General features: G+C 57.7%; 22 protein-coding genes. 18 read left to right on the forward strand and 4 right to left on the reverse strand.

Annotated features, from left to right (window positions below):
• The first annotated feature begins 31 nt into the window (after positions 1-31).
• Positions 32-1,846, forward strand: a complete 1,815-nt coding sequence (locus V9G17_15685; GenBank protein MEI2754038.1) for a hypothetical protein — start codon at positions 32-34, stop codon at positions 1,844-1,846.
• Here V9G17_15685 and groL read toward each other — a convergent pair.
• The 4 genes from groL to V9G17_15705 form a co-directional block, all read right to left on the reverse strand.
• Positions 1,843-3,483 carry a chaperonin GroEL gene (groL, locus tag V9G17_15690; protein MEI2754039.1) on the reverse strand — a complete coding sequence of 547 codons (1,641 nt, stop codon included), beginning with the start codon at positions 3,481-3,483 and terminating at the stop codon, positions 1,843-1,845. The genes V9G17_15685 and groL overlap by 4 nt on opposite strands.
• Before the next feature lie 59 nt (positions 3,484-3,542).
• Positions 3,543-3,845, reverse strand: coding sequence for a co-chaperone GroES (locus V9G17_15695; GenBank protein ID MEI2754040.1), 303 nt, complete (start codon positions 3,843-3,845; stop codon positions 3,543-3,545).
• 311 nt (positions 3,846-4,156) lie between these two features.
• Positions 4,157-5,716 carry a N,N-dimethylformamidase beta subunit family domain-containing protein gene (locus V9G17_15700; protein MEI2754041.1) on the reverse strand — a complete coding sequence of 520 codons (1,560 nt, stop codon included), beginning with the start codon at positions 5,714-5,716 and terminating at the stop codon, positions 4,157-4,159.
• Positions 5,697-6,719 carry an RNA polymerase factor sigma-32 gene (locus tag V9G17_15705; GenBank protein MEI2754042.1) on the reverse strand — a complete coding sequence of 341 codons (1,023 nt, stop codon included), beginning with the start codon at positions 6,717-6,719 and terminating at the stop codon, positions 5,697-5,699. The genes V9G17_15700 and V9G17_15705 overlap by 20 nt, the downstream gene beginning before the upstream one ends.
• A gap of 203 nt (positions 6,720-6,922) precedes the next feature.
• On the opposite strand from V9G17_15705, the gene V9G17_15710 reads away from it, so the two are divergent.
• The 17 genes from V9G17_15710 to V9G17_15790 all read left to right on the forward strand — a co-directional run bounded on the left by V9G17_15710 (position 6,923) and on the right by V9G17_15790 (position 22,776).
• Positions 6,923-8,161, forward strand: coding sequence for an MFS transporter (locus V9G17_15710; protein ID MEI2754043.1), 1,239 nt, complete (start codon positions 6,923-6,925; stop codon positions 8,159-8,161).
• 65 nt (positions 8,162-8,226) lie between these two features.
• A complete protein-coding gene (locus tag V9G17_15715) occupies positions 8,227-9,435 on the forward strand; it encodes a bifunctional 3,4-dihydroxy-2-butanone-4-phosphate synthase/GTP cyclohydrolase II (protein MEI2754044.1) in 1,209 nt (402 codons plus the stop codon).
• A gap of 159 nt (positions 9,436-9,594) precedes the next feature.
• Positions 9,595-10,137 carry a 6,7-dimethyl-8-ribityllumazine synthase gene (gene ribH / locus V9G17_15720; GenBank protein ID MEI2754045.1) on the forward strand — a complete coding sequence of 181 codons (543 nt, stop codon included), beginning with the start codon at positions 9,595-9,597 and terminating at the stop codon, positions 10,135-10,137.
• 13 nt (positions 10,138-10,150) lie between these two features.
• Positions 10,151-10,624: a transcription antitermination factor NusB gene (gene nusB, locus V9G17_15725; protein ID MEI2754046.1), complete on the forward strand. Its 474-nt coding sequence runs from the start codon at positions 10,151-10,153 to the stop codon at positions 10,622-10,624.
• A 73-nt stretch (positions 10,625-10,697) separates the two neighbouring features.
• Positions 10,698-12,032, forward strand: coding sequence for an adenylosuccinate lyase (gene purB / locus V9G17_15730; protein ID MEI2754047.1), 1,335 nt, complete (start codon positions 10,698-10,700; stop codon positions 12,030-12,032).
• A complete protein-coding gene (locus V9G17_15735) occupies positions 12,029-12,823 on the forward strand; it encodes a chlorite dismutase family protein (GenBank protein ID MEI2754048.1) in 795 nt (264 codons plus the stop codon). The genes purB and V9G17_15735 overlap by 4 nt, the downstream gene beginning before the upstream one ends.
• 15 nt (positions 12,824-12,838) lie before the next feature.
• Entirely contained in the window at positions 12,839-13,552 is a 714-nt protein-coding gene (purC, locus tag V9G17_15740; protein ID MEI2754049.1) for a phosphoribosylaminoimidazolesuccinocarboxamide synthase, read from the forward strand.
• Positions 13,553-13,559: 7 nt separating this feature from the next.
• Entirely contained in the window at positions 13,560-13,787 is a 228-nt protein-coding gene (locus tag V9G17_15745) for a hypothetical protein (protein ID MEI2754050.1), read from the forward strand.
• Positions 13,784-14,023, forward strand: coding sequence for a phosphoribosylformylglycinamidine synthase subunit PurS (purS, locus tag V9G17_15750; protein MEI2754051.1), 240 nt, complete (start codon positions 13,784-13,786; stop codon positions 14,021-14,023). Before V9G17_15745 ends, purS begins: the two co-directional genes overlap by 4 nt.
• Positions 14,024-14,124: 101 nt before the next feature.
• Positions 14,125-14,847 (forward strand): phosphoribosylformylglycinamidine synthase subunit PurQ, encoded by a 723-nt coding sequence (purQ, locus tag V9G17_15755; protein MEI2754052.1) that lies wholly within the window; start codon positions 14,125-14,127, stop codon positions 14,845-14,847.
• Between the two features lie 68 nt (positions 14,848-14,915).
• The gene (gene purL, locus V9G17_15760; protein ID MEI2754053.1) at positions 14,916-17,162 is read left to right on the forward strand and encodes a phosphoribosylformylglycinamidine synthase subunit PurL; all 2,247 of its coding nucleotides are present in this window, start codon (positions 14,916-14,918) and stop codon (positions 17,160-17,162) included.
• A 12-nt stretch (positions 17,163-17,174) separates the two neighbouring features.
• Positions 17,175-18,605: an amidophosphoribosyltransferase gene (gene purF / locus V9G17_15765; GenBank protein ID MEI2754054.1), complete on the forward strand. Its 1,431-nt coding sequence runs from the start codon at positions 17,175-17,177 to the stop codon at positions 18,603-18,605.
• A 67-nt stretch (positions 18,606-18,672) separates the two neighbouring features.
• On the forward strand, positions 18,673-18,987 hold the full coding sequence (locus V9G17_15770) for a hypothetical protein (protein ID MEI2754055.1): 315 nt from the start codon (positions 18,673-18,675) through the stop codon (positions 18,985-18,987).
• 865 nt (positions 18,988-19,852) lie between these two features.
• On the forward strand, positions 19,853-20,488 hold the full coding sequence (locus V9G17_15775) for a hypothetical protein (protein MEI2754056.1): 636 nt from the start codon (positions 19,853-19,855) through the stop codon (positions 20,486-20,488).
• Positions 20,489-20,633: 145 nt separating this feature from the next.
• Positions 20,634-21,785 carry a nucleotidyltransferase family protein gene (locus V9G17_15780; protein MEI2754057.1) on the forward strand — a complete coding sequence of 384 codons (1,152 nt, stop codon included), beginning with the start codon at positions 20,634-20,636 and terminating at the stop codon, positions 21,783-21,785.
• Between the two features lie 189 nt (positions 21,786-21,974).
• Positions 21,975-22,520, forward strand: a complete 546-nt coding sequence (locus V9G17_15785) for a TlpA disulfide reductase family protein (protein MEI2754058.1) — start codon at positions 21,975-21,977, stop codon at positions 22,518-22,520.
• Between the two features lie 16 nt (positions 22,521-22,536).
• The gene (locus tag V9G17_15790; GenBank protein ID MEI2754059.1) at positions 22,537-22,776 is read left to right on the forward strand and encodes a hypothetical protein; all 240 of its coding nucleotides are present in this window, start codon (positions 22,537-22,539) and stop codon (positions 22,774-22,776) included.
• Positions 22,777-22,779: the final 3 nt, after the last annotated feature.

Raw genomic sequence — 22,779 nt, forward strand, 5'->3', positions numbered from 1 at the left:
CGGAAGAATTGCGCCAGTATAATGCGGTGCCATGACCAGACGTTCGCCACCGCACGATCCTCCTGCTCCGCGCCATGATTCCGTTTCCTCTCGAGTCTTTCCCGATCCGGCTCCCTTGCTGGTGGCGTCCGGCCTGGAGCCTGAGCAGGTAGGCAAGATTCTGAGCCCCTACGGGATCACACAGGCGGCCGAGGCGGATACCAACATCCAAAGTATGGCGGGCGATCCTCATACGCGCCGGATCCTGGCTGCCATTCTGCCCGGACTGTTGGCGGAGATTGCGCGCACAGCTGATCCTGATCAGGCGCTCAATCATTGGGAGCGCCTGCTTTCCGGTAGTGTCAATCGCTCCTCTCTCCTACAGTATCTGCAAGCCTCCCCGAAGATGTTGGGGCTGCTCTGTACGATTTTCGGCAACAGCGATTCCCTCGCCTTCGCGCTCATTCGCGACCCCATGCTCGTGTATTGGCTGGCGGAAGAAGATGTGTTGACGACGGCGCCGACCCGGGAGGGGATGGTGACGGCCCTTCATCAGAGCCTGGGCTCGCTGAAGGCGATGGAATTGAAACTGGATGTGCTGCGACGGGTCCGTCGCCGGGAAATGCTGCGTATCGGCGTGCGTGATCTCCTTCATCTGGCCACGGTTGAAGAGACGACCGGCTCCTTGTCCGATCTCGCCTCGGTTCTTATTCATGGGGCTTACGAAATCGTCGATCAGGATCTTAAGTCTGTGCATGGGACGCCGATGCATCGACAAGCGGACGGCACCTGGGTGGAGACGGAATTCGTGGTCATTGGGATGGGCAAGCTCGGTGCGCAGGAGTTGAATTACAGCTCCGATGTGGATCTGATTTACATCTATGCGTCTGCCGATGGTGAGACCAGGAAGGGGAAGGGCGGGCGCCAACTGAACAGTCATGGCCTTTCGAATGAAGAGTATTTCGAGCTGCTGGCGCGTTCACTCACGAAGGCTCTGGCCGAACAGACGCGCGAAGGCGCGGTGTTTCGCGTCGATCTGCGGCTGCGCGCAGAGGGTTCGGTGGGCCAGCTCGCACGATCGGTCGAGGCCTACGAGAAGTACTATGCCCAGCGTGGTCAGGTGTGGGAGCGGTTAGCGTTGCTGAAGGCCTGGCCCATCGCCGGTTCTCCTGCGGTCGGGCAGGCGTTCGTACAGATGGTCGAAGGATTTGTGTTTCAGCCTGATCTCCAGCCCCTCTCGAGGGAGCGGGCGTTGGCGATTATCCACGATGTCCGTTCAGTCAAAGAGATGATCGATGAAAAGATCGCGGGGCGCGGACATCAGCATCGAAATGTGAAGTTGGGCACGGGCGGGATTCGGGAACTGGAGTTCCTCGTTCAAACGATTCAGGTGCTCATTGGTAAGGCGGTTCCCACGATTCTGGATCGCAGAACGGTGGGGGCTCTCCATCGGTTTTGCCAACACCGGTTCCTGGAGGCGGACGATCAACGTCGGCTGACTGACGCCTACTGGTTCTTGCGGGATGTCGAACACAAGCTACAGATGATGCACGATTTGCAAACTCATGCACTGCCTGACAGCGATGAGGAGCTACAACGTTGTGCGATTCGGATGGGGTATCATGCGGAGTCGCGTGAGGAGGCGCTGGCCAGGTTTCTCGCGGATCGGCAACGGCATACGGCGATTGTGCATCAGACGTTCCGGTCGCTCTTTTACCACCCGGAGACTTCTGGCCTCTTTGCCGCCGTGGTGGCTGCGGCGGAAGGCCACTCCCGCCGCAGCACGTCTCGGCTCGAAAAAGAGACCGGCCCGGCGGGGCCACCGCCGGACCGGTCTTCGACAGCGAAGAAGAAACGGAAACCTTAGTACATACCTTCCATGCCGTGGTTGTGACCAGCATGGCCACCGGCAGCTTCTTTCTTCTCTTCCGGCAATTCCGTGATCATGACTTCGGTCGTGAGCATCAAGCCCGCGACGCTGGCGGCGTTCTGCAAGGCACAACGCGACACCTTCGTCGGATCGATGATGCCCAACTTGATCATGTCCACGTATTCGTCGGTCGCGGCGTTGTACCCGCCATTCGGGTTCTTGTCCTCGCGGACCCGGCCGACCACCACAGAGCCTTCGGCTCCTGCGTTGGCTGCGATCTGACGGACCGGCTCTTCGAGCGCCCGCTTGACGATGTCCACGCCGACTTTCTGCTCCAGGGGCAGATCCTTGAGGGCATCCAATCCCTTGAGGCAGCGCAGATAGGCCGTGCCTCCGCCGGGAACGATGCCTTCCTCGACGGCTGCCTTGGTGGCGTGCAAGGCGTCTTCCACGCGTGCTTTCTTTTCCTTCATTTCGGTCTCGGTGGCTGCACCGACGTTGATGACCGCCACACCGCCGACGATCTTCGCCAGCCGCTCCTGCAGCTTCTCGCGATCGTAATCCGAGGTGGTCTCTTCGATCTGGGCCTTGATCTGCTTCACGCGGCCGTCGATCTTCTTGGGATCGCCATGACCTTCGACGATCGTGGTGTTGTCCTTGTCGATCGTGACGCGCTTGGCGCGACCGAGATCCGTCAGCTTGACGTTCTCGAGCTTCAATCCGAGATCTTCAGAAATGACCTGGCCGCCGGTCAGGATCGCGATGTCCTCCAGCATGGCCTTGCGGCGATCGCCGAAGCCCGGGGCCTTCACCGCCGACACATTGAGGGTGCCGCGGAGCTTGTTGACCACCAAGGTGGCGAGCGCTTCGCCTTCGACTTCTTCAGCAATGATGATGAGCGGCTTGCCGAGCTTGGCAACCTGCTCGAGGACCGGGAGGAGGTCCTTCATGCTGCTGACCTTCTTCTCGTTGATCAGGATGAGCGGCTCGTCCATGACGGCTTCCATCCGCTCGGCGTTGGTCACGAAGTAGGGGGAGATGTAACCGCGATCGAACTGCATGCCCTCGACGACGTCCAGGGACGTAGTCATTGACTTGGCTTCTTCGACCGTGATCACGCCATCCTTGCCGACTTTCTCCATCGCTTCCGCGATGAGGTCGCCGATGGTCTTGTCGTTGTTGGCGGAAATGGTGCCGACTTGGGAGATCTCGGTCTTGTTCTGGCAGGGCTTGCTGAGCTTCTTCAGCTCGCTGATCACAACTTCCACGGCCTTGTTGATGCCCCGCTGGATTTCCATCGGGTTGGCACCGGCAGTGATGTTCTTGACGCCTTCCCGGTAGATCGCCTGGGCCAACACGGTGGCGGTGGTGGTTCCGTCGCCGGCCGTATCGCTCGTCTTGCTCGCAACTTCGCGAACCAGCTGGGCGCCCATGTTTTCGTACGGGTTCTTGAGTTCGACTTCCTTCGCCACCGTCACGCCGTCCTTGGTGATGGTCGGGGCGCCGAACTTCTTATCCAAAATTGCGTTTCGGCCCTTGGGGCCGAGCGTCGCCTTGACGGCATCGGCGAGCTGGTTCACCCCGCGCAGGATGGCCGCCCGTGCCGCTTCGCTATACAGTAGTTGCTTTGCCATAATCGTCCTCCGTTAATCGTCTAGTAGTCGTTGTTCAGGTGTTTGGGGGTCAAGCAGAATTAGTTGGTGAAGATACCGAGGATGTCTTCTTCCTTGAGGATGAGGCACTCTTCGTCTTCGATCCGAAGCTTGCTGCCGGAATACTTGTCGAACAACACTTGGTCGCCGACCTTGACGTTCTCGACCTTCTTGCCGATGGCTTGCACAATACCCCGCTGCGGCTTTTCCTTCGCAGAGTCAGGGACATAGATCCCGCCGGAGGTCCGTTCCATTTCCTCAGTGTAGGTGACGAACAAACGGTCACCAAGCGGCTGAAAATTCTTTGCAGCCGTGGACTTCTTGTCTTTCGCTTCCGTAGCCATACCCAATCCTCCTTCTGGTAATGAGCGTCGAGGCCCTAATGTACAGTTGTGTGAAAGCTGGTAAATCAGCTTTGACGTGTTACCGCAAGGGCTACCTGCAGTAAACCCGAGACATAGATAGCGCTAGCAAGAGGCAAGTCAATGGATGAACTATAAAATTATTCTACGCTGTGATGCAATGGGATAATGGCGCCTAACCTATTGATTCTCCAGCGCACGCTTTCTGAGTCTTCCGGCTGTATTGGGGAAATGTTCGTCGCAAGGAGACGGGAACGGCTGAAGTGAGGTTCGCGGGGGAGGGCATGGCTTGGTTATCGGGTGGTTGAAAGAGACGTTCGAGTCAGCAACTCTAAGACATTGCGAGTGATCTGCTGGGCGGCCTCACTGGTGCGGGCGGTTCGCAGCGCCGGCGCATTGTAGTCGTCGAGCCCCCAGCTCCATTGGATGGTGCCTGTCGCGAATACGTGGGCCCCGCTTGAGGCTTGGTAGAGGGACATATCGCCATACACGACCTGTCCGTCCCGTGGGTAGGGAGAATGGGCCAGAATCTCCAGCCCGACCGGTCCTTGGGGGAACGCCCGGTCGATTTCGTATCCCAGTAAACCGGGCAAGCGATGGTCGGAAGGCAATGACACACCGTTGAACAGGGGATGCGCTGGCTGGGTGATGACGAGGTCTCCTTCCACCGGGACGGTCTCAAACATCACGCCGAGCAGCAGATGTTCCGGTCGGTTGACCGGCTGGTCGCGCCATTGAACGGTGATCAGATGGTCGTTGGAGGGATCCCCGTCCAGAGCATAGGGGTCTTCCGCCAGGGCAACCTCTTTATAGGACACCATGGTCCGGTTCGGTTCCCCGGTGATGGTGCTGGGTTCGAGCCGGATCTGCCAGTAACAGGTATTGGCCGAAAAAAACCCGAGCCCGACTCCCTGATCACGAGCCCCTTCCACATGACGTCGCATGTCGTGTGACCAGTATTCATCGTGACCGACCGACAGCCAAGCCTTGCGCCCTTTCCAGAAATCCGCGCGGCTATGGGTGTCGATATCGGTGCTATAGGTGACGTCATACCCATTCCGCTCCAACCAACGCACCAGGTTGTATTCCCAGCCGGCGGTCGAGAGGGAGCGGGTCGGGTGGATGGACATGGCGGTCAGGAACTCTCCCGCTCCCGTGCCGCTGCCGCCCCTGGGATGTTGGCTGGCGGCATAGGGACGATTGAAGGACACTTTCCGCGCCCATTGCTCGTCCCGGCTGTTCGAGGGATAGGTCGATTTGCCGCCCCAGTTGTTATAGGCCTGGAAGGTCGTGACGCTGGATTGAAAGAGCAGGTCGGCTGGGCGGTCGTCTTCTCTGAGGACAAAGAGGATGTAGCTCTGTTTGCCGCTGCTTGTGCCGGTCAACTTGGCCAGATAGACGCCACTCAGCCATTCACGAGGATCGTCTGTTGCCGTGCTCAGTGTGTACGAGACCTGCCATTGGCATTCGATCAGTCCGGTCACCGGATCCGCGATCGGCATCGGTTGTCGAACTCCCGGCAACGAAATGCCGTCCTGGACCAACCGGGCGCCACTGCCTCCGTACCAGCCCATGCGATAGATGGCGACCGTGACACGCGAGTCGGTGCTGTGGATGTAGAGATGCAGACTCTCGCCGCGTTGGATGCTCGTAGCGGAGGCATACCCTTCGACTTCATGGTCGGCAGGATCGGTGAGCACCCAGTCGGCATCGCCCGGCCTGGCATTTTCCTGGGAGATAGGAGAGGCGGCGTCCGAGGCGGGAGGCGAAGAGGTTTCGCCGATAGCTGCCAGGAGGAAGCCGGCGAAGGCGACCATGAAGAATCGCCCCGTCTTACATCCGAAGACGGTCAAAATCCTTCACATCCTTCTTGATGAAGTCACGCAGCCGTTTGATGATCCGCGCTTCTAACTGCCTCGTACGTTCTTTCGTGATGCCGTATTTGGCGCCCATGTCTTCCAGGGTCAGCGGCGTTTCAGAGAGAATACGGTTGCGCAGGATGTCTTCTTCTCGTTCATCGAGCGTCTGCGTGAATTCGGCCAGCTTCCGGCGAAACAGTGCTTTGAGCTGCGTATCGGCCAGTCGTTCGTCAGCCGGCTGTTCATGCCCGGGCAGCACATCCATCAAGGTGCCGTCGGATTCTTGGCCGATGGGTTGGTCGAGGGAGAGCTCCCAGTTGCCCAGCCGCTGATCCATCTCGATGACATCGCGTTCGCGTACGTTCAGGCGATCGGCCAGAAGTTTGCTGTCCGGCGCGAAGCCTTCGCGTTCGAGCTTGGCTTTTTCTTTCTTCAGGTTGTAGAAGAGCTTCCGCTGGTCCTGCGTGGTGCCGACTTTAATCAATCGGTAGGTGTTCAGCAGGTACCGGAGAATATAGGCTCTTGCCCACCAGGCGGCGTAGGCATAAAAGCGGACGTTTTTCGTCGGGTCGAACTTCTTGATCGCCTGGAGCAGGCCGACGTTCCCTTCCTGAATCAAATCCATGTGGTCGGCGCCGGTGTGGAGATACTCAGACGCGATGGAGACGGACACCCGCAGGTTGGCCAGGATGAGCTTCATGGCCGCATCACGACTGCCCCGGAGCTGATATTCCTCGAAGAGCCGGAGCTCTTCTTCTTTGCTGAGGTAGGGATACCGCCGGATTTCAGTCAGGTATTGCTGGAGGGTGGTGACCGGGACCAGTGAGGTTGAAAGCGGGGCTTCCTGCGGCTCTTTCGACGGCTGGTGGTCCGCCGCGTCATGTTCTTCCGTCACCTCGTCGTCCGTCGGCTCAAGGGCCTCGGGTTCAATGGCGTCGATGTGTTCGTCCAGTTCCGCGGCAGCGTCTGAATCGTGCGTCTGTTTGCGCTGTGTCATAGAGGTCGAAACCGTGGGCCTTGCCTTGACCTTCTCGCAAAGCGTCCAGGGTAGGGCTGACTATACCAGATGTCGGGCGTGGAGCAATAACGTGTTCTGCACGGCACGTGCCCGCGTCTCTTGCGTCTCTGAAATCTGGCCTCGTATAGTGCGTGGGTGATGTTGAAAAACCAACCGGATTCTCCCGGCACGGGTGGTAAGGGATGAAATCGTTCACGAGTGGCACCACCATAGGCGTGGCTCTGCGAAGCGGGCATTGGCCGACCCTGGTCGGCGCCTGGTTGCATCTCACGGTGAGTTTCATGGTATGGCTGCTCATCGGCGCATTAGCAGTGGCGATCGGCCAGGAACTCGGGCTGACCACGACCCAACAGAGCGTCCTGGTAGCTCTGCCGTTACTGGGTGGCGCGGTGCTGCGCATTGCCGCCGGCTGGGCCTGTGATTGGTACGGGGCGAAGCAGACGGGTCTGCTGGTGTTGGGACTGCAACTGGTTGCCGTCCTCTGGGCTGCGTTCGGAGGGCGGAGTTATGCGGAACTCCTCGGTATCGCGCTCCTGCTCGGTGCCGGCGGCGCGAGTTTTGCCGTCGCGATGCCCGTGGCCAGCCGCGCCTATTCTGCACCTCATCAAGGCCTAGTCCTGGGGTTGGTGGCCTCCGGGAATATCGGGACGGTGCTCGTCCTTCTGTTGGCTCCGCGATGGGAGGCGCTGCTGGGGTGGCACTGGGCGTGCGGGATCATGGCCGTTCCCATTCTGATCACGAGCGGTCTTTTTCTCACCGTGGTACCGCGCGAGCTTGCACATGAGGCAGGGCGTGGGATCTGGTGGCACGCAGCCTGGGAGATGGCGCGGGTGCCGTCAGTGTATTGGCTCTGTCTCGTTTATGGCGTCACGTTCGGTGGATTTGTCGGGCTCACGAGTTTTCTGCCGGTGTTGCTGCACGATCATTACGGCAGCGACCCGATTGTCGGCGGTTCCATTGCCGCGCTCTGCGGATTCACGGGCAGCCTGATTCGTCCGGTCGGCGGATATGTCGCGGATCGATGGGGCGGGTTGCCGGTGCTGGTCGGGGTGTTTGTTGCGCTCGCGTTGATCACGGCGTTGGCGGGATCGCTTCCGGCGTTACCCTGGGCCATGGGATTGTTGGTGGGAACGATTGCGGTGATGGGGTTCGGGAACGGGGTGATTTTCCAAATCGTTTCCGAGTGGTTTCCGAAGGATATCGGTCTGGCGTCCGGCTTGGTCGGTGCCGCTGGTGGGATCGGCGGGTTCCTGGTGCCGATCGGCTTCGGGCTGCTGCGGGAAAGCACGGGCACGTTTGTGTTTGGGTTTGTGGGATTGGCGGTCGTGAGCGCTGCCGCCGCGATGACGGTGGCCCCGGCCCTGCGGTGGCGCCCCCAGGCCGTTGCGCAGGCTCCGGTCCCCGATGGTTTTTCACGTTGACAGGTATGGATTGAAAAGAGTTAGCTGGGCCACCGAAGCCGGTCGGCCTGCACAATCGAGGGACTATGGCGACACCGTTTAATTCGATCGAAGACGCGATTAAGGACATTAAGAAGGGGAAGTTCGTCATCCTCGTCGATGACGAAGATCGCGAAAACGAGGGCGATCTCGTCATGGCGGCCGGCAAGGTGACGCCGCAGGCCGTCAACTTTATGGCCAAACATGCGCGAGGCTTGATCTGCTTGGCATTGACCCCTGAGCGGGTGGAGGAGTTGCAGTTGTCGCCGCAGGCCGCGGAGAACACGGCCACGTTCGGGACGGCGTTCACGGTCTCCATCGATGCCCGAAAAGGGATCACCACCGGGATTTCGGCGGCCGATCGTGCGACGACGATTCATGTCGCGATCGATCCCCGCTGCAGCCCTGCCGATCTTGCGCGCCCCGGTCACATTTTCCCGCTCAAAGCACAAGTCGGCGGCGTGCTCCGGCGCGCAGGGCAGACCGAAGGGTCGGTCGATCTGGCGCGATTGGCCGGGCTGTACCCGGCCGGCGTCATCTGCGAGATTATGAATGAAGACGGCACGATGGCTCGGGTGCCGGAATTGACCAAGTTTGCCAAGCGGCACAAGCTAAAAATGGTCACGATCAAGGCATTGATCGAGTACCGCATGCATCGTGAGACGTTTGTGCGCCGTGCCGCGAGTGCGCTCCTCCCGACCACCTTCGGTGATTTCGAGGCGATTGCCTTCGAAAACGATATCGATGGCGCGACCCACATTGCGCTGGTGAAGGGACGCGTGGATGCTGAGACGCCGATGCTGGTGCGGGTCCATTCCGGTTGTCTGACGGCGGATGTGTTGGGGTCGCTGCGTTGCGATTGCCGCGAACAGCTGCACCGGGCGATGGAGATCATTCAGAAGGACGGTCGAGGCGTATTGCTCTATCTCAATCAGGAGGGGCGTGGGATTGGCCTGCTGAATAAGATTCGCGCCTATGGCTTGCAGGATTCGGGCAGCGATACCGTCGAAGCGAATCTTCAGCTCGGTTTCAAGGCCGATCTGCGCGACTATGGCGTGGGCGCACAGATTCTCGTGCAGCTCGGGCTACATCGGATTCGCTTGATTACCAACAATCCGCGCAAGATCGTCGGCATCGAAGGCTACGGTCTGAAGGTGGTCGAACGGGTACCGATCGAGATCGCCCCGCGCGCGGACAACGAAAAATACCTCCGCACGAAAAAAGCCAAGCTCGGACACTTGCTCAAGAAAGTCTAGCCCCGCCTGCCTGCGTCGATTCTGAGTCTCACTCTGGCAGGAAAGATCTGTTCCTTGGCGGCCTGAAACGTATAGCCATTTGAGAGCGTTTCCAGGTATGATCCCCCTCTTTCTTCATCACACACAGTCCATGAAACAGCTGACTCGTGATCTGATTCCATGAAGCTTCGCAAAGGGTCTCAAGACGCAACGGGGCTGACGTTCGGCATCGTAGCGAGCAAATTTAATAAGTTTGTGACCAGCCGGCTTCTGACCGAGTGTGTGAAGACGCTGACCAAGGCCGGCGTGGCGGATGACGCGATGGAAGTGGTGAGGGTGCCGGGCGCGTTCGAAATCCCCCTGGTGGCCCGCCAGCTTGCCCGGTCCGGCCGGTTCGATGCGGTCATCTGTCTCGGCGCGGTGATCCGTGGCGATACGCCGCATTTCGAATACATCAGCACCGAAGTCAGCCGGGGGATTCTGCAAGCCTCTATGGACTCGACTCTCCCGGTCATCTTCGGCGTCCTCACGACCGATACGGTGGCTCAGGCGATCGAGCGGGCGGATCCGGCCAAGTTGAATCGTGGCGCCGATGCGGCGAAAACGGCAATTGAAATGGTCAATGTGATGCGACTGCTCAAGAAGGAAGAAAGTGGAGAGGTGCCCAAGTCGGCCATCCCTCCACGACGAGCCGCCCGAACGACAATGAGGTCGAAGCGCTGATCGGCGTGGCACCATGGCCTCTCGACATCAAGCCCGTGAACGGGCGGTACAGATTCTTTTTCAATACGACATTCATGGTCAGGCAGGCCCGTGGCTGGATGATTTCTGGATTCAGTATCCGCTGGCCGAGGAGTTGCGTGGGTTTGCCGAGCGACTGGTCGCCGGTGTCAGGGATCACAGGAAGGAACTGGATACGCTGATCGGGAGCTTCGCGACCAACTGGAAGGTCAACCGGATGCCGATCATCGACCGCAATATTCTTCGGATGGGCTGTTTCGAATTGCTGCATGTGCCCGAGGTGCCGGCCAAGGTGACGTTGAACGAAGCGATCGAGCTGGCCAAGAGCTTCGGCGACGAGGAGGCCTCGAAGTTCATAAACGGCATCCTCGATAAGGTCCTCAGATCGGACGCCCGGCTGGAACGGAAGTGTGCGTTTCCCGAATTGCCTGTGGTGGGTGGCGACAGCAGCGTGAAGGGTGACGCGTGAAGCGTAGCTCATGGGGGCCTCTCGGATTTCCTGATCGAACGACGCTTCACGAGCGACGAACAACGAGGAAGAGATGATTGATCGATATACCCGTCCGCGGATGAGTGCCATCTGGGACCTTCAGCATAAGTATGAAATCTGGCTGGAAGTGGAGTTGCAGGCCTGCGCGGCGTTTGAGCGTGGCGGGCAGATTCCGCGCGGGACGAGCGCCCGGATTCGCAAGAAAGCCAAGATCGATGTGGCGCGTATTGCCGAGATTGAAAAGGTGACGAAACACGATGTCATCGCCTTCCTCGAATCGCTCATGAGTTCCGTCGGGCCGGAGCATCGCTTCCTTCACATGGGGCTGACCTCGTCCGATATCGTCGACACGTCGCTGGCGGTACAGATGACCGAAGCGCTGGATCTGATTCTTGAGGATCTCGGTGAGCTGATCGCCGTACTGAAGACCCGCGCGTTGGAGCATCGTCATACGGTCATGGTGGGCCGGTCGCATGGCATTCACGGCGAGCCCGTCTCGTTCGGTTTCAAGTTGGCGATTTGGTATGAGGAGGCCTGCCGGCACCGGACGCGGCTCGAGGCGGCGCGGAAGGATATCGCGGTGGGCAAACTCTCGGGCGCGATGGGCACGTTCGCTCATCAAGGCCCTGAAATCGAAGAGTATGTGTGCGCCCAAATGGGGCTCGCGTCGGATCCGGTGTCGAACCAGATTGTGCAGCGGGACCGGCATGCGGCCTATGTTTCGGCTCTGGCGTTGCTGGCTGCGACTATTGAAAAAATCGCCACCGAGATTCGCCACCTGCAGCGGACGGAAGTGTTGGAGGCAGAAGAATATTTCTCCGCCGGACAGAAGGGGTCGTCGGCGATGCCGCATAAGCGCAATCCGATTGCGTCGGAAAATCTGTGCGGCCTGGCGCGCTTGGTTCGCTGCAATAGCTTGGCCGCACTGGAGAACGTGGCCCTGTGGCATGAGCGTGATATCAGCCACTCCTCGGTGGAGCGGGTGATCATGCCGGACAGCACGATTCTGGTTGATTACATGTTGGCCCGCGTGACCGACCTGATCAAGAACCTGATTGTGTATCCCGAGCGGATGCAGCGGAACCTTGATTTGACGGGCGGCCTGGTCTATTCGCAGCGGCTGCTGTTGGCCTTGATCGATAAGGGCGCCCAGCGCAAGGAGTCGTATGAGGCGGTTCAGCGCAATGCGATGACGGCCTGGAAAGGCGGGGTCGGGTTTCAGGAGCTGGTCGCGCGCGATCCCTTCATCACGACCCACTTGAAACCGCACGAAATCACCGCCTGCTTCGATCCATCCTATTATCTCCGCCATTTGGATCAAGTCTTTCGCCGGGTGTTCGGGGCGAGCGTCGCCTCGTCGGCTCGACGACGGAGGAAGCGGAAATGAACGTATGGCGCGCAGGACGAATCGGCCTCTTGGCCGGTGTGCTAATGCTGGCGGCCGTGTGGCCGGCAGGTGCGGGCGATCGCGAGAAGCTCCTGACCGACCCCGGGGTGTACGGCACATTTGCGACGTTCCAGATGGACCATGACTGGTGGGACCTTCCGGGGGAATCGCGTGTCATTTCGGTGGCGGAGGTCAAGGGATTAGTCGAGCAATGGTCCGGAAAAATCTTGATCGAGTCCTATTTGCTCAGGGGGTTATCCGACCATGCCGATCTCATGTTTCGCGTGCATGCCCGGACGCTGTCGGATACGCAGCAGTTCCTCTCGGCATTCATGGGCACACGGTTGGGACGGCATCTCAGCACGGACAGGTTGCTCCATGGTCTGAGTAAGAAGCCCACGTATGTGCCCGGCTTTACAGAGTCTATGAAGGCGGAGGCCCAGGGAAACGGCGAATCCGGAGCCAGGCCCTACGCGATTGTGATTCCTATTCAGAAGGACGCGGTATGGTGGTCGCTGGACCAGGCGGCACGGACCGCTCTGATGCAGGAGCACATGCAGGCGGCACTCCCCTATCTGAAGACAGTCAAACGGAAGTTGTATCATTCGACGGGGCTCGATGACGCCGATTTCATCGCGTATTTTGAGACGGAGACGTTGGAGGATTTTCAGAATCTGGTGCGGGCGCTGCAGCAGGTGAAGGAGTTCCGCCACAACCGGCGCTTCGGACACCCGACCCTGCTCGGTACGATGAGCCCGCTGGATGAGATTCTGGAAAAGTTCGCACAGTAGTCGAAGGAGAGAGTCATGACCGTCGAACCAGCAGGCACGATGATCTATGAGGGCAAGGCCAAGAAAATCTTTACGACTGACCGGTCCGACCAGGTGGTGCAGTATTTCAAAGATGATGCCACGGCGTTTAATGCGCAGAAGCGCGGGACCATCGTCGACAAAGGGGTGGTCAACAACAGGGTGTCCGAGCGGCTGTTCCGGTTGCTCGAACAGCAGGGGATCTCGACGCACTTCATCGAACGCATCAGCGACCGCGAGATGCTGACCAAGCGGGTGACGATTGTCCCGGTCGAAGTGGTGGTGCGAAACGTCGTCGCGGGGAGTCTGGCCAAGCGACTGGCCCTCGAAGAAGGCGCGGCCATCGACCCGGCGATCATCGAGTTTTATTACAAGGACGATGCGTTGGGCGATCCGTTAGTGAACGACGATCACCTTCGCCTATTGAATGTGGCGACTCCGGCTGTGTTGCGGGAGATGCGGGAGTTAGGCCACAAGATCAATGCGGTATTGCTGCCGTTTTTTAAACAGCGACGGATGATGCTCGTCGATTTCAAGCTGGAGTTCGGCGTGTTTCACAATCGACTCATCCTCGCCGACGAAATTTCTCCCGATACCTGCCGGTTCTGGGACCAGACGACCAAAGAGTCGATGGATAAGGACCGGTTCCGGAAGGATTTGGGAAAGATCGAAGAGGCGTATCAGGAAGTGTTGAAGCGGGTGTGCGAATAGGGGCGGCATGCACCGGTTCCTCCAGTTATTTTTGAACTACGGCCTGGTGGCGGCGATTCTGGTGTGGGCAGCCACGGTGGCATTGATGGCCTATCACCTGAAGGAGTCGCCCTGGCGCTGGGCGTTCGTCTTGATGTCGCTGGCGGGACTCGGGACGATCGGCGTGATCTTTTGGATTCGAAAATACGTGCAGCGAGTGGGGAAGGCACAGCAAGAAGTGGGAAAAGTACAATGAAAGCCAAGATTCATGTGACGCTGAAACAGGGAATTCTCGATCCGCAGGGGAAGGCGATCGAGCACGCGCTGGATTCTCTCGGGTTTGCGCATGCGGGGAACGTACGCGTAGGCAAGTACATGGAACTGGACGTGAACGAAACCGACCGGGCCAAGGCCGACGCCCAGGTGAAGCAGATGTGCGAGAAGTTGTTGGCGAATACGGTGATCGAGGATTATCGATACGAACTCGGATAGGAGCAAATGGCTTATAGCTTCGAGTGGATGGCAGATGCCGAGACCTCGTTCCTGTTTCGTGGTAGACGCCATTCACCATAGACCATAAGCTCGGTAGAATTATGAAAATCGGCGTGGTGGTATTTCCCGGCAGTAATTGCGATCACGATTGCCAGTATATCTTCAAGGACGTGCTCGGCCAATACGTGGAGATGATCTGGCATAAGGAAACTCTGCTCGCAGGCCTGGACGCAATCGTGTTGCCGGGCGGATTTTCCTACGGGGATTATTTGCGGACCGGCGCCATCGCGCGGTTTTCTCCGGTGATGGGAGCCGTGAAGTCGTTCGCGAATAAGGGTGGGTTGGTCATCGGTATTTGCAACGGCTTTCAAATTCTTCTGGAAGCGGGTTTGTTACCGGGTGTGATGCTGCGCAATACGTCGCTCAATTTTATCTGCAAAGACGTCTACGTGAAGGTGGAAAACGCGGCGACCCGGTTTACGAATCAATGTGAGTCCGGCCAGGTGCTGAAGATTCCCATCGCGCACGCCGACGGCAACTACTACACCGACCCGGTCACGCTCGGTGGTGTCAAAGCCAATGCACAAGTGATCTTTCGCTACTGCACCGCCGACGGCAAGGTGACGCCCGATGCGAACCCGAACGGTTCGCTGGATAACATCGCCGGAATCATGAATGCCGACGGAAATGTATTGGGTATGATGCCGCATCCCGAACGCAGTGCCGAATCGATATTGGGCAATGAAGATGGTCGGCTGATCTTTGAGTCGATGCTGAGTTCGTTCGGCAAGCCTGAATTACACTCGAAGTTGATCGGAGTATGACAGCCGGTTCGCGCGAACAGCGGCACCGGAATCGTCGGTAACCTCATACGATTGAGAATGTGTCCTTCATGAACGCACTGGTCATTACAAAAGCCATCCTTGAGCAGCATAAGCTGAGCGATGATGAATATAAAAAGATCCTGGAGATTCTGGGACGGGAACCGAACTGGACTGAGCTGGGCATGTTCTCAGCCATGTGGAGCGAACATTGTTCCTACAAGAGTTCCCGCATCCACTTGAAGAAGTTGCCGACGACGGGGCCGCGCGTGGTTCAGGGGCCCGGGGAAAATGCCGGCGCAGTGGATATCGGGGATGGTCTCTGCGCGGTGTTCAAGATGGAATCCCACAATCATCCGTCGTTCATTGAGCCCTACCAGGGGGCGGCGACGGGAGTGGGTGGAATTCTACGCGATATTTTTACTATGGGCGCGCGGCCGATTGCGTTATTGAACTCGTTGCGATTCGGCGGATTGGACAATGCGCATACCCGTCATCTGCTTAAGGGGGTTGTGTCGGGAATTGCCGGTTACGGCAACTGTATGGGTGTGCCGACCGTCGGCGGTGAGATTGTCTTCAACGACATTTATGCCCTGAATCCCTTGGTGAATGTGTTCTGCGTGGGAATCGCCAAGAAGGATAAGATTTTTCTGGGCAAGGCGGCGGGCGTCGGGAATCCGGTGATCTATTTCGGCTCGAAGACCGGGCGTGACGGAATTCACGGCGCGACGATGGCCTCGGACTCATTCGATGAACAAGCGGCTCAGAAGCGGCCGACGGTGCAGGTGGGTGATCCGTTTACGGAAAAACTGTTGCTCGAAGCCTGTTTGGAACTCATGGCCGGTGACTGCCTTGTGGGCATTCAAGATATGGGGGCTGCCGGTTTGACGAGTTCGGCTTGTGAAATGGCCTCGCGAGAAGGCACGGGTGTGGAGTTGGAGTTGGCGGATGTGCCGCGTCGTGAGCCGGGGATGACGCCCTACGAGATCATGCTCTCCGAGTCGCAGGAGCGGATGTTGATGGTGGTGAAGGCCGGTCGCGAAGACGAGGTGATTAAGATCTGCCGGAAGTGGGATCTGGATGTGGCAGTGATCGGCCGCGTCACCGATACGGGCAAGGTCGTCCTCAAGGAGAACGGTCAGGTGGTAGCGGAGATTCCGGCCAAGGCTTTGGCCGACGAGGGGCCAAGGTATGATCGGCCCAGTTCGCCGCCTGCGTATCAAGAGATGTTACAGGCGCTGAATCACGACGCTCTGCCGGACGTCAAAGACGCCAATGCCGCGTTGCTCGCACTCCTGGATGCACCCACCATCGCCAGCAAGCGGTGGGTCTATGAGCAATATGACCATATGGTGCGAACGAACACGATGGTGCGCCCCGGGTCGGATGCGGCGGTGTTGCGGGTAAAGGGGACGAATAAGGCGCTCGCGTTGTCGGTCGATTGCAATGGACGCTACTGCCTGCTGAATCCGTACGAAGGCGCCAAAATCGCGATTGCGGAATGTGCGCGGAATCTGGCCTGTTCGGGAGCGGAGCCGATAGGGGTCACCGATTGCCTGAATTTCGGCAATCCGCAGCGTCCTGAAGTCATGTGGCAGTTTGTGCTCGCGATTGAAGGGCTCAAGGATGCCTGCGAAGCGTTGAACGTGCCCATCGTGAGCGGCAACGTGAGTTTGTACAATGAGACGAATGACCTGTCGATTTATCCCACTCCGATGATCGGAATGGTTGGCTTGATCGAAGAGGCCGATCGTGCGGTAACGCAGTGGTTCAAACAGACCGGCGACGCCATCATTCTCCTGGGGCAGACCCGCGAAGATCTCGGTGGAACGGAATATCTGAAAGTGTTGCATCATCGTGAGCAGGGCTCTCCGCCGTTGCTGAATCTGGACAGCGAAAAGGCTGTGCAGCAGTGCACTATTCGGCTCATTCGAGAGGGGTTGGTGCAGTCGGCTCATGACTGTTCCGATGGTGGATTGGCAGTGGCTTTGACGGAGTGCTGTATCTCGGGTTCAGCCCAACAGCTGGGGGCTGTGGTACAATTGCCTCTCGACGGTCTTCGTCGAGACGCGGTGCTTTTCGGGGAAAGCCAATCGCGGATTGTGCTCTCCGTGAAAGCGGAGCTGGCCGAGAGGGTCTTAAATATGGCCTGGGATGCCGGTGTTCATGCCACCAGGATTGGTACTGTCGAAGGGACCCGGTTGGTGATTCAGGTAGATGGCGATCAGCAGGGCGTTGGCTGCACGGTTGATCTCGAATTGACGACCTTGTATGACCATTGGGGATGCGCCATCCCACGCGCGTTAGGTCAGGACTAGGGTACAGACGTCATGGCCAAAGAATTACCCTTGATTACTCCCGATAAATTTCACGACGAATGCGCCGTCTTCGGCATCTACGGGCACAAGGAAGCTGCGAACCTTGCCTACCTTGGCCTCTACGCGTTGCAACATCGCGGACAGGAAGCCTCCGGTATCGTCTCCAACGACGGCGAGCAATTTTACGTTGAGAAGGGACAGGGCCACGTCGCCGATATTTTTTCGCAACAGGCTTTAGCGCGTCTGCCCGGGACGATGGCCATCGGTCACAATCGTTACTCGACTGCGGGTGGAGCCGGCCTCAAGAATGTGCAACCCTTGAGCGTCAACTTTGCCTTCGGCAACCTGGCTGTGGCGCACAATGGGAATTTGATCAATGCCACCATGCTTCGCAGCGAGTTGGAAGCGTATGGGGCCATTTTTCAATCGACCTCCGATACGGAAGTCATCATCCACCTCATTGCCCATTCGCGAGCGGACACGTTGTTGGATCGAGTGATCGATTCGCTCACCCAGGTTCGCGGCGCGTTCTCGGTGGTGTTGATGACCGATCAGGGCATTGTCGCCGCGCGCGATCCTCATGGATTCCGTCCCCTGTGCCTGGGGCGATTTCGTGACGCTTGGATTGTGGCCTCCGAAAGTTGCGCGTTTGATCTGTTGGACGCCGAATACGTGCGAGAGATCGAGCCGGGAGAGTTGGTCGTCCTGGATCACCAAGGTGTCACGAGCTTTAAGCCATTCGCTCAAACCAAGCCGGCCATGTGTGTCTTTGAATATGTCTACTTTGCCCGCCCGGATAGCCGAATTTTTGGAGGCAAGGCTGTCTATTCCATCCGGAAGGCGTTCGGACGGCAATTGGCGCAAGAATCGCAGGTGGATGCTGATATTGTGATTCCTGTGCCGGATTCAGGAGTGCCGGCGGCGTTGGGCTACTCCGAAGGATCAGGGTTTCCGTTCGAGACCGGACTGATCCGTAATCATTACGTGGGGCGGACGTTCATCGAGCCGGAGCAATCTATTCGCCACTTCGGTGTCAAGGTGAAGCTTAATGCCGTTCCCGAAGTGCTTGAGGGCAAGCGCGTTGTTGTTGTTGATGATTCGTTGGTTCGAGGCACTACGAGTCGAAAGATCGTCAAGATGCTGCGCAATGCGGGAGCTAAAGAAGTGCATATGCGGATTAGTTCCCCGCCAATCGTCTCGCCTTGTTTTTACGGTATTGACACACCGACCAAGAAAGAATTGATCGCGTCCAGCCACAGCACTGAGGAGATTCGCAAATACATCACTGCGGATAGCCTTGCCTACTTGAGTCTGGATGGCATGGTGACGGCGGCTTCCGGCACACCGGGGCAGTATTGTGATGCCTGTTTTACCGAACAATACCCTATCTCCTTCACCCGGGCAGAAGAACTCCAACTCGGGCTCTTTGAAGCTCCACGCTGACTTCATTTCCTTCGCCGGTTCATAGGATCGTCTGGACTTCCGTGCATGCCTTGCTAGATTGATTGGCATGGCGCTAGTCCGGAAATATCGACTGATCGTTCTTACGAGACTTATGGTGCTCGGGATCCGCATCGCGTCACGCCTGGCGAGTCTCTGGCGATTACTCGGTTGGTTATCCGGCGGGGGCTCCTTGGTTACCCTTGATCATCAGGCAATGGCCGATGTGGCCTATTATGTGGATCGATGGCTCGCATTGTTTCCGTATCATTCGAAAGGAAATTGTCTGGATGGGCGTGAATTTCTCGAGCCCTCCTCCTATTGGCAGTCGTTCACGGTGACCGTTATCTTTCCCCAATCTGCAGCGTCTTCGAATCATCAGTAATCTCACTTCTCCCAGCCCCTCCCTGTGCATTACCTGTTTCGTTAGGGTGAACTGGACCTACCCTTCCTGACTGAGCGTAGTCTCCTCTGAATCCATGCGCGAATGAACCCGTTGTGTGTCGTGTCGCTGTCTCAGCCTCAGCCCCATGTTCCCCTATTTACTTCACAGCAGAATGAACTCCGACTCCCCCGAAGGGAGGTGAGACCCGATCGCACTGGGAATAGAGAAACGGAGGTGATGACGATATTTTGCGGTTGTCTCTCAGGCAAGGGAGGCGTTTCAGGGGAGGGGCGCAGAAGGTTGCCCAGCAACATGCGTATCTCACAGGTAGCGGCCTCAGCGCAGTGAGCATTCCCCAAATAGTCTGAATCGGAGGATCGATATGTCTGGCACAGCTCACGTGCGGAAGGAGCGTCAACACGAGTTCCGCTTGGGCTCCGGTCGTTATTACGCGCTCAATGTCGTCGGGTCGTCAGTCTGGGATTTGTGCAAGGGAGGAGCATTCGCTGGAAGAGATTCTCTTCATAGTTTGTGACAGGTTTGACGTAGCTGCGCAGCAGACACAGGACGATATTTGGGAGTTGATCATGCAGTTGGAACAGGCGGAGCTACTTCATTCGAAAAGGAGGTGAGCCCAAATGGATCAACAGAAGAAAGCTGAGTACGTGAAGCCGGCGCTTGTGAAACATGAGTTGTTGCGGGACGTGACGGCCATTCAACTGTCTCGCGTAGTGGATCAAACACCTAGATAACATACGAGGCGCTCCAGTGGAGCCATGGGACTGGTCGGTTGAGCAGACCGGCCAGCGCTTCCCATCCCTGCAATGCAGTGATGAGGACACGAGGTTAAAAAGGAGAAACGGGCATGCTCCTGACGTCGACAACGAAGGAACTTCTGAAACGGCGCGGGCTCTATCCGTTCCACGCAACGGTGTTGGAGCAAAAAGGCCAGAGCGTGCTGATTCTGGGATTCAGTGGGCGAGGGAAGACGACGGCCTTCTTATCGCCGCTGCGGTCAGGATATCGGTACCTTTCCGACGACCACCCGTTCTTTCGAGTCCACGGGACATGTGTGGAGATCCTTCCGTGCCCGCTCAAGATCAATGTCACCGATCAGACCGTATCGTTTTTCCCCGAGCTACGAGATGCATCGCCTTCCGTTCTTCATGCAGGTGTTCCCAAACGATTCTTCTATGCCGAGGACCTCTATCCGTGGCCGATAGGGCAGTCTTGCGAGTCATCCGTGATTCTCTTTCCCGAGGTGGTGAATTCTCCGCACAGTTGCTTGGAGCCCTTGTCGAAGAAGCTGGCCCTGGAAATGATTCTTCCACATTTGTTGTTGGTGTATGAGGCAGCGGTGGCGCGTCGGGAGTTCCAAACACTGGTTCGCCTGGTTGAGCAAACCGATTGTTACCGGCTCCACTTTGGTCGGGATTTCATGGATTTGCCATGGCTGGTCACGCCTCTTTGGGAGGAACGGCACGCGAGGAGAGACCACTGACATGGGACTGCAGCCAAGGTCTAGAGTTGCACAATGGAAACCTTCGCGCCTGCGAGGCATTTCGCGTAAGGGGATTGCGTCGGCGCCTGGATTGTCGCTGATGCGTGCGGAAGGGCGCTTACTTGTGCTTTGTGCACGAACGACGGTGAACGAGTTTGTTCGCGTAGAAGTGGCAGATCTGGCCTGTGACGGGATTGATTGGGACCTGGTATGGCAACTGTCAAAAGCCCATGGCGTAGCGCCGCTGGTATACCGTAATCTGGTCACGATTTGTCCCGCAGCGGTGCCTTCGGCCATCCACGAAGCTTTTCGACGGCACAATCAGACCACTGCTCTCCTCAATAGCTTGTTGGCCAAAGAACTTGTGTCCCTGCTCGACGCATTGGCAGCGAAGGGAGTAACGGCGATTCCTTTCAAAGGCGTTACCTTGGCTCAGACGGCATACGGCGACCTGAGCCTTCGTGAATGTGCGGACATCGATCTGATCGTTGAGCAGGGAGCGATTCCCCAGGCCCGGAAAGTCTTGTGGTCGCAGGGATATCAACTCACGAGTCAGGATATGGGGAACGGGGAGGAATCAGGCGAGCCCTATCATTGTTTTCAGAAACGAAATGGCATTGTCGCGGTTGATCTTCAGTGGGTGATGACCAGCCGGCATTTCGGGTTTCGGCTTGATCGGGGTGCGTTGTGGCGTAGGCTGAAGCCGATCCAATTGCCGACAAAACCAGTGGGGGGGCTCTGTTCAGAGGACCTGTTGATTTTGCTCTGTGTGCATGGCTCAAAACATGCTTGGGAGCAGTTGAAATGGGTCTGCGACGTGGCGGAGCTGGTGCGTCGGCGCCCCGCCTTGGATTGGAGTCGGGTGTTGTTCCAGGCAGGCGAATGGGGGTGCCGTAGGATGGTGCTGCTTGGGCTGGCGATGGCGCACAGTTTGTTCGATACCGTGTTGCCCAGCATGGTGCTGCGTGAGATCGACGGGGATGCCGACATCTCTGTGCTGGCGCTGAAGATGCCGAGGCAGTTACTGAAGCAGCCTGATCAGGGCATTGATGAGGATTGTGCGCCCGCTTTGTATATGACACTCAAAGACTCCTGGGTTGAGCGGTGGAAGTTCGGGGTCACACTCTGCCGAGCGGAGGCAGAAGTGTTGACGCGCACGTTGCCCTGGTTCCGGTTTCAGCGCAGGCTCCGACTCCTGTCGGTCTGTCTAAGGCCCGTTCATCGGTTCCTTGCTAAGTCGATCCTTTCTGTTCGAATGCGTGAAACCGTGGTGCGGTGGTTGCAGAGCTCCGTGTGAACGCAGGTCGTTCCGTCTGAATCGATTCCCTTTCGTCAAGAACTAAATCGTCCTCCCGCCTAAGTGGTTGCCCCTGAAAAAAAATGCATGCTAGGATGCCTCCATCAGAAGCAGTGACCGGTGACGACTGAAAGTCGGTCAGGGGGTGGTTAGCCCCATGGTCCGGTCGGTTCCAGGAAGGAGGCTCTCATGAAGCGCGTTCTCATCGCGGCAGCGATCATATTGGCCCCGTTGTGGGCGGCTCATCTTGTTATCGCGGCCGGGTTTTTTAAAGTCGGCGAGGCGGCACCGACCTTTTCCTTGACCACTGTCACAGGCGACGCGGTTTCGCTCGAGCAGTTGAAGGGGAAGGTGGTTGTTCTGGGGCTGTTTCATATCTGTGATCCCTGCATGACCCAAGGGACCAATCTTCAAAAAGTACATGAGACGATGGCCGGAAAAAATGTGGCCGTCATCGGGGTTAATTCGTCAGGGGATTCTAAACGGGGAGTAGGTGAATTCTTGAGTGCCTTTCCCGTGAAGGTCACCTATCCCTATTTGCTCGATCCAAATAAGACCACCGATAAGCTGTATGGCGGCGGGAAGTTTATCCCCAACGTGTATGTCATCGATCAGCGTGGTGTGATCAGGTGGCAGCGGGTGGGGAATATGGAATTGGCAGGGGCCGAGATCATTATTCAGGAAGTGGAAAAACTGTTGGCATCTGCGCCCCCAGCCGGCGCAGGAGCCATGTAGCAGGGAAAGAGGAGTCATGGACGAGTGGGAAGAGGGAAAACAGAAGTTGCTCCAGGTCGTACAGGGCATTGATCAGGCCGTTCAGCTCGTGATTCCGACCAAGCCAACAAACAGCATGTTCCTTATTTCTCTCACGAAGGGTCCGAACCGGAAATTCATTACCCTTTCAGAGGACGATATTATCGATCTTCCAAGTGAGACCGGTATCTGTGCGAAGGTCACGAAGACTCTCCAGGATGCGGTTGCAGCATTGTAATTC

Origin of the sequence: Nitrospira sp., assembly GCA_037045225.1 — a bacterium.
Lineage (GTDB): Bacteria > Nitrospirota > Nitrospiria > Nitrospirales > Nitrospiraceae > Nitrospira_A.

What these genes read in the sequence shown, in the direction of transcription:
- V9G17_15685 (MEI2754038.1), top strand. Translation starts at nt 32, where the DNA reads ATGACCAGACGTTCGCCACCGCACGATCCTCCTGCTCCGCGCCATGAT.
- groL (MEI2754039.1), bottom strand. Translation starts at nt 3,483, where the DNA reads ATGGCAAAGCAACTACTGTATAGCGAAGCGGCACGGGCGGCCATCCTG.
- V9G17_15695 (MEI2754040.1), bottom strand. Translation starts at nt 3,845, where the DNA reads ATGGCTACGGAAGCGAAAGACAAGAAGTCCACGGCTGCAAAGAATTTT.
- V9G17_15705 (MEI2754042.1), bottom strand. Translation starts at nt 6,719, where the DNA reads ATGACACAGCGCAAACAGACGCACGATTCAGACGCTGCCGCGGAACTG.
- V9G17_15710 (MEI2754043.1), top strand. Translation starts at nt 6,923, where the DNA reads ATGAAATCGTTCACGAGTGGCACCACCATAGGCGTGGCTCTGCGAAGC.
- V9G17_15715 (MEI2754044.1), top strand. Translation starts at nt 8,227, where the DNA reads ATGGCGACACCGTTTAATTCGATCGAAGACGCGATTAAGGACATTAAG.
- ribH (MEI2754045.1), top strand. Translation starts at nt 9,595, where the DNA reads ATGAAGCTTCGCAAAGGGTCTCAAGACGCAACGGGGCTGACGTTCGGC.
- nusB (MEI2754046.1), top strand. Translation starts at nt 10,151, where the DNA reads ATGGCCTCTCGACATCAAGCCCGTGAACGGGCGGTACAGATTCTTTTT.
- purB (MEI2754047.1), top strand. Translation starts at nt 10,698, where the DNA reads ATGATTGATCGATATACCCGTCCGCGGATGAGTGCCATCTGGGACCTT.
- V9G17_15735 (MEI2754048.1), top strand. Translation starts at nt 12,029, where the DNA reads ATGAACGTATGGCGCGCAGGACGAATCGGCCTCTTGGCCGGTGTGCTA.
- purC (MEI2754049.1), top strand. Translation starts at nt 12,839, where the DNA reads ATGACCGTCGAACCAGCAGGCACGATGATCTATGAGGGCAAGGCCAAG.
- V9G17_15745 (MEI2754050.1), top strand. Translation starts at nt 13,560, where the DNA reads ATGCACCGGTTCCTCCAGTTATTTTTGAACTACGGCCTGGTGGCGGCG.
- purS (MEI2754051.1), top strand. Translation starts at nt 13,784, where the DNA reads ATGAAAGCCAAGATTCATGTGACGCTGAAACAGGGAATTCTCGATCCG.
- purQ (MEI2754052.1), top strand. Translation starts at nt 14,125, where the DNA reads ATGAAAATCGGCGTGGTGGTATTTCCCGGCAGTAATTGCGATCACGAT.
- purL (MEI2754053.1), top strand. Translation starts at nt 14,916, where the DNA reads ATGAACGCACTGGTCATTACAAAAGCCATCCTTGAGCAGCATAAGCTG.
- purF (MEI2754054.1), top strand. Translation starts at nt 17,175, where the DNA reads ATGGCCAAAGAATTACCCTTGATTACTCCCGATAAATTTCACGACGAA.
- V9G17_15770 (MEI2754055.1), top strand. Translation starts at nt 18,673, where the DNA reads ATGGCGCTAGTCCGGAAATATCGACTGATCGTTCTTACGAGACTTATG.
- V9G17_15775 (MEI2754056.1), top strand. Translation starts at nt 19,853, where the DNA reads ATGCTCCTGACGTCGACAACGAAGGAACTTCTGAAACGGCGCGGGCTC.
- V9G17_15785 (MEI2754058.1), top strand. Translation starts at nt 21,975, where the DNA reads ATGAAGCGCGTTCTCATCGCGGCAGCGATCATATTGGCCCCGTTGTGG.
- V9G17_15790 (MEI2754059.1), top strand. Translation starts at nt 22,537, where the DNA reads ATGGACGAGTGGGAAGAGGGAAAACAGAAGTTGCTCCAGGTCGTACAG.